Raw genomic sequence first — 10,235 nt, 5'->3', positions numbered from 1 at the left:
GCCCCGCCGAGGCGGCGGTCGCCGACCTCGAGCGCCGGCTCGCGGAGCATCCCTTCCGGGCTCCCGAGGCGACCGACCTCGCGGCCCTCGGCCTCGGGCCCAAGGAGCTCGCCGCCGCGGCCCGGGTCGGGCGGCTGCTCCGTCTCGACGGCGGCGTCGTCCTCCTCCCGGGCGCCCCCGCCCTCGCGATGCGGACCCTGGCCGGCCTCGACCAGCCCTTCACGACGAGCGCGGCCCGGCAGGCGCTCGACACGACCCGGCGGGTCGTCATCCCCCTCCTGGAGCACCTCGACACGCTCCGGTGGACCCGGCGCCTCGACGCGGGACACCGCGAGGTGGTGCGCGATCCCGCGCAGTGACCGGCACGTCCCCGGCCATGGCTCGTATCCTGTCGCGGTGACCCTGTCCTTGCGCCTGCTCGGCCCCGGCAGCTGGCACGGCGAGCCGATCACGAGCAGCCGCAGCCGCGTCCTGCTCGCGCTCCTCGCCGGCGCGCCGTCCGGTCTGTCGACCGAGCGGCTCGCGAGCGACGTCTGGCCCGACGAGGCGCCGGCGAACCCGGCGAAGGCGGTCCAGGTCCTCGTCTCCCGGGCCCGGGCCGCGCTCGGGTCGGGCACCATCGAGAGCACGGCGACCGGCTACCGGCTCGCCGTCCCCCCGGACGACGTCGACGTGCGGTATGCCGCGCGCCTGGCCCGGGACGCGAGGGCTCTTTTCGCGGACGGGGATGCCGCGGGGGCTCTCGCCTCGGCCTCGGAGGGACTCGCGCTGTGGGACCCCGGGCCGGCCGACCCCGACGTCGTCGACGCGCTCCAGGGCACCGAGCTCGACCTTGCGGCCACCTCGCGGTCGCTGCGCCGCACCGAGGCGCTGGCCCTCGCGACGCTCGACCGGCCGGCCGAGGCGCTGCCCGCGCTTCGAGGCGTCCTCGACGAGAGCCCGGGCGACGACGTCGTCCGGGCCGCGATGCTGAGAGCCCATGCCGCCGTCGTCGGCCGGGCCTCGGCGCTCGAGCTCTACGAGGCGCACCGCCGCGACCTGCGCGACCGCCTCGGCATGGCGCCCTCGCCCCTGCTCGCCCAGGTCCAGGCCGAGCTGCTCGACGAGGGTACGACGGTCCGGCACGGCATCCGCCTCTCCCCCAACCGGCTCCTCGGCCGGGAGGCGGACCTCGCGGCGCTCCGGGCGATGATCAAGGCCTCGCGCGTCACCTCGATCGTCGGAGCCGGCGGCCTCGGCAAGACCCGGCTCGCGCAGGAGCTCGCCGCGAGCGCCTCCCAGCGGGCGGTCCACGTCGTCGAGCTCGCGGGCGTCGCGACTGGGGACGGCGTCCTGCGGGAGGTCGCCGGCGTCGTCGGCACGCGCGACACGAGCGGGCGCCTCGGCCCCACCGCGACCCGGGTCGTCGCCGACGTCCGCGCCTCGATGGCCGAGCAGCTGAGCCAGGTGCCGACGCTCCTCGTCCTCGACAACTGCGAGCACGTCGTCGACGCGGTGGCCGACCTCGTCGACGACCTCGTCGCGACGAGCCCCCAGCTGCGGGTCCTCACGACGAGCCGCACCCCGCTCGACATCGACGCGGAGGCGGTCTATCTCCTCCCGCAGCTCGACGCGCGGACCGCGGCCGACCTGTTCGTCGACCGCGCCCGGGCCACGCGTCCGGACGTCGAGCTCCCACCTGACGTCGTGGCGCGGGTCTGCGGTCAGCTCGACGGGCTGCCGCTGGCCATCGAGCTCGCCGCGGCGAAGGTCCGCGTCATGTCGGCCGCCGAGGTCGAGCGCCGCCTCGACAACCGGCTCGCCCTGCTCCGCGGCACGAGCCGCAGCGCCCCGGCCCGCCATCAGACGCTCCTGGCCGTCATCGACTGGAGCTGGAACCTGCTCTCGGAGCCGGAGCGGGCCGCCCTGCGCCGGCTCGCGGCCTTCCAGGACGGATTCACCCTCGAGGCGGCCGGCGTCGTCGTCGGCGACGGCACCGAGGACCTCGTCGCGAGCCTCGTGACCCAGTCCCTCCTCGCCGTCTCCGAGACTCCCCTCGGAGCGCGGTACCGCATGTTGGAGACGGTCCGCGAGTTCGCGCGGATGATGCTCGTCGACGCCGGGGAGGACGTCGAGGCCGACGAGCGCGCCCGCGACTGGGCCGCGGACCACGCCCTGCGCTGGGGCAGCGCGCTGCTCAGCCCACGGCAGTTCGAGGCGATGGACCGGCTCCACGCCGAGGAGGTCAACCTCACCCATGCCCTCCACGAGGCGGCCGTCCATGGCGAGGGCGAGCGGGTCGCCGCCCTCTTCGCGGCCCTCGCGACGATGTGGTCCGTCGAGTCCAACCACTTCCGCGTCGTCCGCATGACTCCGGAGGTCGACGCGCTCCTCTACCACCTGCACCCGTCCCCGCGGTTCGCCGAGGCCTACCAGGGATCGCTGACGATCCTCGCCGTCAACGCGTTCATCTTCAAGCCGCGGCTCGCGGCGCGGTCGCTGTCCCGGCTGCGCCGGCTGCCCCGCGACACGAGGGGCTTCGGGGGGCTGCTCGCCGAGATGCTCCTGCTCCTCATCCTCGAGGGGTATCCCCCGACACCGGAGTCGATCCTCACCATCGCGGCGCCGTACGGCCGGCTGGGCGATGTCGTCGGCAACGCCTTCGCCGCCCAGACGGCGGAGAACTCCGGCGACCTCGTGGCGGCCATCCGCTATTCGCACGCGTCGCTCGCCGCCGCCGAGTCGACCGACATCGACCCGTGGACCCTCGCCGGGGCCCACCAGCGGGTGGCGGAGATAGCCCTCCAGCTCGGCGACCCGGAGCAGGCCGCCGAGCACGCGCTCCGGGCGTTGCCCACGCTCCTGCGGCTGGGATCCGGCCCCGACGCGGCCCAACTGCGTGGTACCCGCGTGCTCGCCGCCCTCGCGCAGGGTGACGTCGAGACGGCCGAGCGACGCTTCCACGAGATGGTCAAGGACCTCGACGCGGCGGAGACGGACTTCCCCGTCAACGTCAACGAGCGGATGATCCGGGCCGAGGTCGACCTCGCCCGTGGCCGCATCGACGACGGGCTGCGGGCCTACCGGGAGGCCGCCGCCCACTCCGACGGCATGAGGGTTCCGGAGGGCATCGACGCGGACTGGCGAGGCCTCGAGCCGTGGCTCCTCCACACGCTCGCCGCCGCGGTCGCGGCGCACGCCCTCCACGGCCGGCCCGAGGAGGTGCGGGACCTCGCATACGACCTCGCCTCGCGCACGGGGCTGCTCCTCGACCGGCCCGCGGACATGTTCCTCGACTACCCCGTGACGGGGGCCGCCATCTACGCGCTCGGGCTGTGGCTCGTGACGACGGATCCCGGCGAGACGGCTGCCCGGCTCATGGCCTGCGCGGTCGCCCTCGGGCACGCCCGCGCCTATCCATGCCTCGCGCTCGAACCGGCGGGCACCCGGGCCCGGGACGCCGTCGGCGGGGCATACGACGAGTGGGTGTCGTCGTATGCCCCGCGCGACCGGGACGATCTCCGGGAGGAGGCGGTGACCCTTCTCGCCCGGGGGTTCGGGGCGTTCAGTCCGCCCGGCGCAGACTCCTGACCGACAGCGCCGCGAAGACGATGACGATGACCGCGCACCCGAGCGCGCCCCAGCCGAGCTCGCCGGTCACCCGCCCGTCGTTCATCAGGGAGCGGACCGCCGAGACGATGTGGGAGACCGGGTTGAACTTGACGAACTCCTTGAGCCACGAGGGCATGGTGTCGACGGGCACGTAGGCGTTGGACAGGAACGTCAGCGGGAACAGGATCATCATCGAGACGCCCTGGAGGCCCTGCGCCGACTTCATGACGGTGCCGAGGTAGGTGAAGATCCAGGCGAGCGACCAGGACGTGACGACGATGACGAGGCCGCCGGCGATGACGCCCACGACACCGCCACCGGGCCGGTAGCCCATGACGAGACCGACGGCGATCGTGAGGACCGTCGCGATGGCGTAGCGGAGGGTGTCGGCGAGTGCCGGGCCGGCGAGCGGCGCCATCCGCGACATCGGCAGGCTGCGGAAGCGGTCGAAGACGCCCTTCTCCATGTCCTCCCGCAGCGTGACGCCGGTCTGCATGCACGTCGTGAGAGCCGTCTGGACGAGGACGCCGGGGACGAGGAGCGGGAGGTATGCCTTCACGTCGCCGGAGATCGCCCCGCCGAAGATGACGGCGAACATCGGAGTGAACAGGAGCGGCTGGACGACGACGTCGAAGAACTGCTCGGGGTTGCGGCGCATCTTGACGAGCGCGCGCCACGCCATGAGGAGCGTCTGCCGGATCGAGGTCGCGAGGGGCACGTGGCCGGAGAGCCGGCTCGTGTCGACGGCCGCGGGTGAGACGGTGAGAGTGGTCATCGGGAGGCCTCCATCTGGAGCTCGTCGTGGAACTCGTCCGCGGCGTCGTCGAGCCCGGACTGCGGCTCGGCGGGCCGGCCGGTCAGGGCGAGGAACACCTCGTCGAGGGTGGGCTGGGCGACGCTGATCGCGGCGAGGCCGATGTCGGCGTGCCGGAGGGCGACGAGGACGTCGCCGGCGTCGTCGGCGTTCGCCATGGGGACGGTGAGGTGGGCCGTGCCGTGGGCGGCGCGGGTGTCCTGCGCGACCGAGCCGGTCACGCGGTCGACGATCCGGGCGGCCTCGTCGGCCTCGTCCGGGTCGAGGAGGGTCAGCTGGAGCGAGGCGTCGCCGACCATGGCCTTCAGCTCGTTCGAGGTGCCCTCGGCGACTTTGGTCCCCCGGTCGACGACGGCGATGCGGTCGGCGAGCTGGTCGGCCTCGTCGAGGTACTGGGTCGTGAGCAGGATCGTCGCGCCGCCCTCGACGAGCTCGCGGATCGTGTCCCACATCTGGCCGCGGGTCCGCGGGTCGAGGCCGGTCGTCGGCTCGTCGAGGAAGACGAGCGGCGGGCGCGAGATGAGGCTCGCCGCGAGGTCGAGCCGGCGTCGCATACCTCCGGAGAAGTTGGCGAGCGGCCGGTTCGCCGCCTCCTCCAGGGCGAACCGCTCGAGGAGGTCGTCGGCCGTCGCCTTCGCCTGCCCCCCGGACTGGCCGAGGATGCGGGCGAACAGGCGGAGGTTCTCGCGGGCGGTGAGCTTCTCGTCGACGGAGGCGTACTGCCCCGTCACGCCGATGAGCTGGCGCACCTGGTGGGGCTGCCGGGCGACGTCGAGGCCGAAGATCTCCGCGTGGCCGTCGGTGATGGACAGCAGCGTCGCGAGCATCCGGACGACGGTCGTCTTGCCGGCGCCGTTGGGGCCGAGCAGGCCGAAGATGGACCCGCGGGTCACGTCGAGGTCGATCCCGTCGACCGCCCGCACGTCCTTGAAGTGCTTGACGAGTCCGGTGGCGTGCACCGCGAGCTCGTGGCTGGTGCTGGTCTTGGTCATGTCGTCCATCCTGCGTGACGTCGGCTTCACGACGGTTACGTCGTGGTTTCACGCGATGCATCGCGTGCAACCACGTTCTACCCCTCCCCGCCGACAGCCATGGAACGCCAGGTCGGACCGGGCGGGCAACCGGTTTCCGTCAGCGACCCGCGGAGCCGAGCCGGCGCATCGCGGCCGCGTAGGTGTCCGCGGGGGTCTGGTTGAAGGCGATCGCCGCGCCCGGGGCGAGCCGATGGACGAGGTTGAGGACGTCCTCGAACAGGGCCAGGTCGTGGCGGATGCCGCCGCCGACGACGACGCATTCCCAGGGGTGCGCACCGAGGGCCGCGGCGATGACCGCGCCGACGTCGTCGCTGCCGTCGAGCCCGACGAGGCAGAAGCGCGCGGGGACATCGTGGGCGAGGAACTCCCGCCTGCCCGCCTCGATGCCCTCGGCCACCGGTGTCGGGTCCCAGGGGCCGGGCACGCGATAGGGGTCGAGGCCGAGGACGAGGACGCGCCCGGCGGGCGCGTCGGTGCGCTCCGGAGGCGTTGCCATCGTCCCAACGTAGCCCCTCGTATGCCGCGCCGCGCCCCACCGTTCGAGGGTGGGGCGCGGCGCGGTGTCCCGGGGAGATCCCCGGCGGGAGGAGACGGCGTCAGCGGGCGGCGGAGCCCTCGACGTAGTCTGCGTCGGTGTCCTGGACCCAGGCCATCAGCTTGCGCAGCTGCTTGCCGGTCGCCTCGATGGGGTGCTGGGCGCCCTTCTCCCGGAGGGCCTTGAACTCGGGTGCGCCGGCGTCCTGGTCGTCGATGAAGCGCTGGGCGAACGTGCCGTCCTGGATGTCCTTGAGGACGGCCTGCATGTTCTCCTTGACGTGGGTGTCGATGACCCGGGGGCCGGAGACGTAGTCGCCGTACTCCGCGGTGTCGGAGACCGACCAGCGCTGCTTGGCGATGCCGCCCTCGATCATGAGGTCGACGATGAGCTTCAGCTCGTGGAGGCACTCGAAGTAGGCGACCTCGGGCTGGTACCCCGCCTCGACGAGGGTCTCGAAGCCGTACATGACCAGCTGCGAGGCGCCGCCGCAGAGGACCGACTGCTCGCCGAACAGGTCGGTCTCGGTCTCCTCGGTGAACGTCGTGCGGATCCCGCCGGCGCGCAGGCCGCCGATGGCCTTGGCGTACGACTTGACGAGGTCCCACGCCGTGCCCGACGCGTCCTGTTCGACGGCGAGGAGGACGGGCACACCGCGGCCGTCGACGAACTCGCGGCGGACGAGGTGACCGGGACCCTTCGGGGCGACCATGATGACGTCCGAGCCGGACTCGGGCTTGATGTACCCGAACCGGATGTTGAAGCCGTGCCCGAACAGGAGCGCCGCGCCCTCCTTGAGGTTGGGCCGGATCTCCTGGGCGTAGACGGTCCGCTGGACCTGGTCGGGCGTGAGGATGACGACGAGGTCGGCCTCCTTGACGGCCTCCGGGACGGTCATGACGGCGAGACCCTCGTTCTCGGCCTTCTCGATCGACCTGCTGCCTTCCTTGAGCCCGACACGGACGTCGACCCCGCTGTCGCGCAGGTTGAGGGCATGGGCGTGGCCCTGGCTGCCGTAGCCGATGACGGCGACCTTCTTGCCCTGGATCACGGACAGGTCGGCGTCGTCGTCGTAGAACATCTCGGCCATGTGCGGCCACTCCTTCGGTCGGTGGGGCTGATGGATCGGTTGGGCTGTCGGGCGGGTCGGGCTGTCGGGTGGGTCGGTCAGGCGCTGCGCAGCGCCCGGTCGGTGATCGACCGGCCCCCACGGCCGATGGCCACGAGACCGGACTGGACGAGCTCCTTGACGCCGAACGGCGCGAGGACCTCCAGGAGCGCGTGGAGCTTGTCCATGCTTCCCGTCGCCTCGATGGTCAGCGCGTCGGTCGACACGTCGACGACCTTGGCTCGGAACATCTGGACCATCTCCAGGACCTGGCCGCGGGTCACGCTGTCGGCGCGGACCTTGACGAGGATGATCTGGCGCTGGACCGAGGCGCCGCCGTCGAGCTCGACGACCTTGAGCACCTCGACGAGCTTGTTGAGCTGCTTGGTCACCTGCTCCAGCGGCTGGTCCTCGACGTCGACGACGACCGTCATCCGGGAGATCTCCGGGATCTCGGTCTCCCCGACGGCGAGGGAGTTGATGTTGAACCCGCGACGGGAGAAGAGGCTCGCGATGCGGGCGAGGACGCCCGGCTTGTTCTCGACGAGGACCGAGAGGGTATGCCGGCTCATCGGTCCCCTCCGTCCGTGTCGGTCCGCCCGGTGGGCCCGGTGAGCACGTCCTCCGGCTGCTCGATGGCCTCGGACTCCCCTCTGTCCCACTGGGGGGCGGTGTCCTTGGCGACCTGGATGAGGTCGTTGCTCACGCCGGCGGCCACCATCGGCCACACCATGGCGTCGCGGTGGACGACGAAGTCGATGACGACGGGGACGTCGTTGATCTCCATCGCCTTCTCGATCGTCGCGTCGATGTCCTCGGGGCGCTCGCAGCGCAGCCCGACGCAGCCGTAGGCCTCGGCGAGCTTGACGAAGTCGGGGATCCGGCTGCCGACGCTCGTGTGGAGGTCGGTGTTGGAGTACCGCTCGTTGTAGAAGAGCGACTGCCACTGGCGGACCATGCCGAGGCTGGAGTTGTTGATGATCGCGACCTTGATGGGGATGTCGTTGATGACGCAGGTCGCGAGCTCCTGGTTGGTCATCTGGAAGCAGCCGTCGCCGTCGATGGCCCAGACGACCCGCTGCGGCTCGGCGACCTTCGCACCCATCGCCGCCGGCACGGCATACCCCATCGTGCCGGCACCGCCGGAGTTGAGCCAGCTCATGGGCCGCTCGTAGGACACGAACTGGGCCGCCCACATCTGGTGCTGGCCGACGCCGGCGACGTAGGTCGCCTCGGGCCCGGCGATCCGGCCGATGGCCTCGATGACGGCCTGGGGGGCGACCGATCCGTCGGTCGCCTCGGTGTAGCCGACGGGGAAGGTCGCCTTCCAGCCCATCGTCAGCTTCCGCCAGGCGGCGTAGTCACCGGCGTTGCCCGCGTCGATGTCGCGGTCGACCTCCTCGACGAGGTCGGTGATGACGGCCTTGCAGTCCCCGACGATCGGCACGTCGGCGGTGCGGTTCTTGCTGATCTCGGCGGGGTCGATGTCGGCGTGGATGACCTTCGCCTCGGGGGCGAACGTCGACAGCTGGCCCGTCACGCGGTCGTCGAACCGCGCGCCGAGGGTGATGAGCAGGTCCGCCTTCTGGAGGGCCGTGACCGCGGCGACCGAGCCGTGCATGCCCGGCATACCGAGATGGAGCGGGTGGGAGTCGGGCAGCGCACCCCGGGCCATGAGCGTCGTGACGACGGGGATCTGGGTCAGCTCGACGAAGCGGGCCAGCTCCTCGGTCGCGTGGGCCCGGATGACGCCGCCGCCGACATAGAGGACCGGACGCTTGGCCCGGGCGATGTAGCGGGCCGCCTCGCGGATCTGCTTGTGGTGCGGCCGGGTCACCGGGTGGTAGCCCGGCAGGTCGATGGCCGGCGGCCACAGGAAGGTCGTGCGGGCCTGGAGGGCGTCCTTGGCGATGTCGACGAGGACCGGTCCGGGGCGTCCCGTCGAGGCGATGTGGAAGGCCTCGGCGATGACGCGCGGGATGTCCGCGGCGTTCGTCACGAGGTAGTTGTGCTTGGTGATCGGGAAGGTGATGCCCCGGATGTCGGCCTCCTGGAAGGCGTCCGACCCGATCGAGGCCGAGGCGACCTGGCCGGTGATGGCCACCATCGGCACCGAGTCCATGTAGGCGTCGGAGATCGCGGTGACGAGGTTCGTCGCGCCGGGCCCGGACGTCGCCATGCAGACGCCGACCTTGCCCGTCGCGCTCGCGTATCCCTCGGCGGCGTGACCCGCGCCCTGCTCGTGCCGGACGAGGATGTGGCGGACCTTGACCGAGTCGAGGAGCGGGTCGTATGCGGGGAGGATCGCGCCGCCCGGGATGCCGAAGACCGTGTCGACCCCGACGGCCTCGAGCGCGAGGACGAGGCTCTGGGCTCCCGTGACCTCGACGGGGGTGCGCGCCTTGCTGTGGTGCGCGATGTCGGCTGGTGAGGGGGCTGCCGCAGGGGCTGCGCCGCCCGACGCTTGGCTCACGATCGTCACTTCCTGGTCCTGTCGTCCTGCTCGGCCGTGCTCATTGTCCTCCGCCCACAAAAAAGCCCTCCAGTCCGGGTTCCGGACGACGGAGGGGGCGGCGCGCTGCTCGGTGGGGTCTACCGGCCAGCGCGCTGGAGAAGTACGAGGACGTGCTGCATGCCCGTCATGTTCCCCGCGGACGCGCGACGGTGTCAACATGGCGAGACGCAGGTCCCATCATCCGGACCCGTGATCCGTGCCACGGCGTGCGCCTCGCCCTCCTGTCGCAGGGCGGATCGCTTGGGTTGCCGCCCTTCGGCCGTAGGCCGGTCCGCATGGGATGCCGCCCGGCCGCCGCAGGGCGGATCGTTTTGCTGCGAGGGGCGTCCCGTGGCGCCGGCGGTGAACCCGGATGGCGCCGGCGGTGAGAACCGACGGACACCCAATGCCATCGCCGTCAGCCGCTCGTCGTGCGTGAGGTGGGCACGCCCCTCGGTGTCCGCGGCGGCTTTGGGTGTCCGGCGGTCCCACCGACAGGCAATAGGGGCGATGCCTGCCCGAAGGCGACGCCTCCTGAGCACGTCCGACGCCCTGACGGCGGCCCGGCACGTCGATGTTCCTGTTGGTCGGGCCGGCCGCCCGCCTCCGAGGTTGGTGCACAGACCCCGATCGGGCGCCAGACCGCCACGGTCGAGATG

8 protein-coding genes are annotated in these 10,235 nt (G+C 72.1%); 2 read left to right on the top strand and 6 right to left on the bottom strand.

What is annotated here, in order from left to right:
• Together BN12_RS24465 and BN12_RS10825 are read left to right on the top strand one after the other, a co-directional pair.
• On the top strand, positions 1 to 359 hold a 359-nt coding region (locus BN12_RS24465), incomplete at its 5' end, for a SelB domain-containing protein (protein ID WP_048552390.1).
• A gap of 37 nt (positions 360 to 396) precedes the next feature.
• A complete protein-coding gene (locus BN12_RS10825) occupies positions 397 to 3,570 on the top strand; it encodes a BTAD domain-containing putative transcriptional regulator (protein ID WP_048552389.1) in 3,174 nt (1,057 codons plus the stop codon).
• Here BN12_RS10825 and BN12_RS10820 read toward each other — a convergent pair.
• From BN12_RS10820 to BN12_RS10795, 6 genes are all read right to left on the bottom strand, one after another.
• Entirely contained in the window at positions 3,545 to 4,366 is an 822-nt protein-coding gene (locus BN12_RS10820; RefSeq protein WP_048552386.1) for an ABC transporter permease, read from the bottom strand. The two genes, BN12_RS10825 and BN12_RS10820, sit on opposite strands and share 26 nt — an antisense overlap.
• On the bottom strand, positions 4,363 to 5,397 hold the full coding sequence (locus BN12_RS10815) for an ATP-binding cassette domain-containing protein (protein WP_048556294.1): 1,035 nt from the start codon (positions 5,395 to 5,397) through the stop codon (positions 4,363 to 4,365). Before BN12_RS10815 ends, BN12_RS10820 begins: the two co-directional genes overlap by 4 nt.
• Before the next feature lie 139 nt (positions 5,398 to 5,536).
• Entirely contained in the window at positions 5,537 to 5,935 is a 399-nt protein-coding gene (locus BN12_RS10810; protein WP_048552384.1) for a hypothetical protein, read from the bottom strand.
• Positions 5,936 to 6,035: 100 nt separating this feature from the next.
• Entirely contained in the window at positions 6,036 to 7,064 is a 1,029-nt protein-coding gene (gene ilvC, locus BN12_RS10805) for a ketol-acid reductoisomerase (RefSeq protein ID WP_048552382.1), read from the bottom strand.
• A gap of 77 nt (positions 7,065 to 7,141) precedes the next feature.
• A complete protein-coding gene (gene ilvN, locus BN12_RS10800) occupies positions 7,142 to 7,654 on the bottom strand; it encodes an acetolactate synthase small subunit (protein WP_048552380.1) in 513 nt (170 codons plus the stop codon).
• Positions 7,651 to 9,555, bottom strand: a complete 1,905-nt coding sequence (locus BN12_RS10795) for an acetolactate synthase large subunit (RefSeq protein WP_083454985.1) — start codon at positions 9,553 to 9,555, stop codon at positions 7,651 to 7,653. The genes ilvN and BN12_RS10795 overlap by 4 nt, the downstream gene beginning before the upstream one ends.
• Positions 9,556 to 10,235: the final 680 nt, after the last annotated feature.

The organism is Nostocoides japonicum T1-X7, from assembly GCF_001046855.1.
GTDB classification, from domain to species: Bacteria; Actinomycetota; Actinomycetes; order Actinomycetales; family Dermatophilaceae; genus Nostocoides; species Nostocoides japonicum.
The sequence above is the reverse complement of the archived record's forward strand: the minus strand, read 5'-3'. Positions and strand labels throughout refer to the sequence as shown.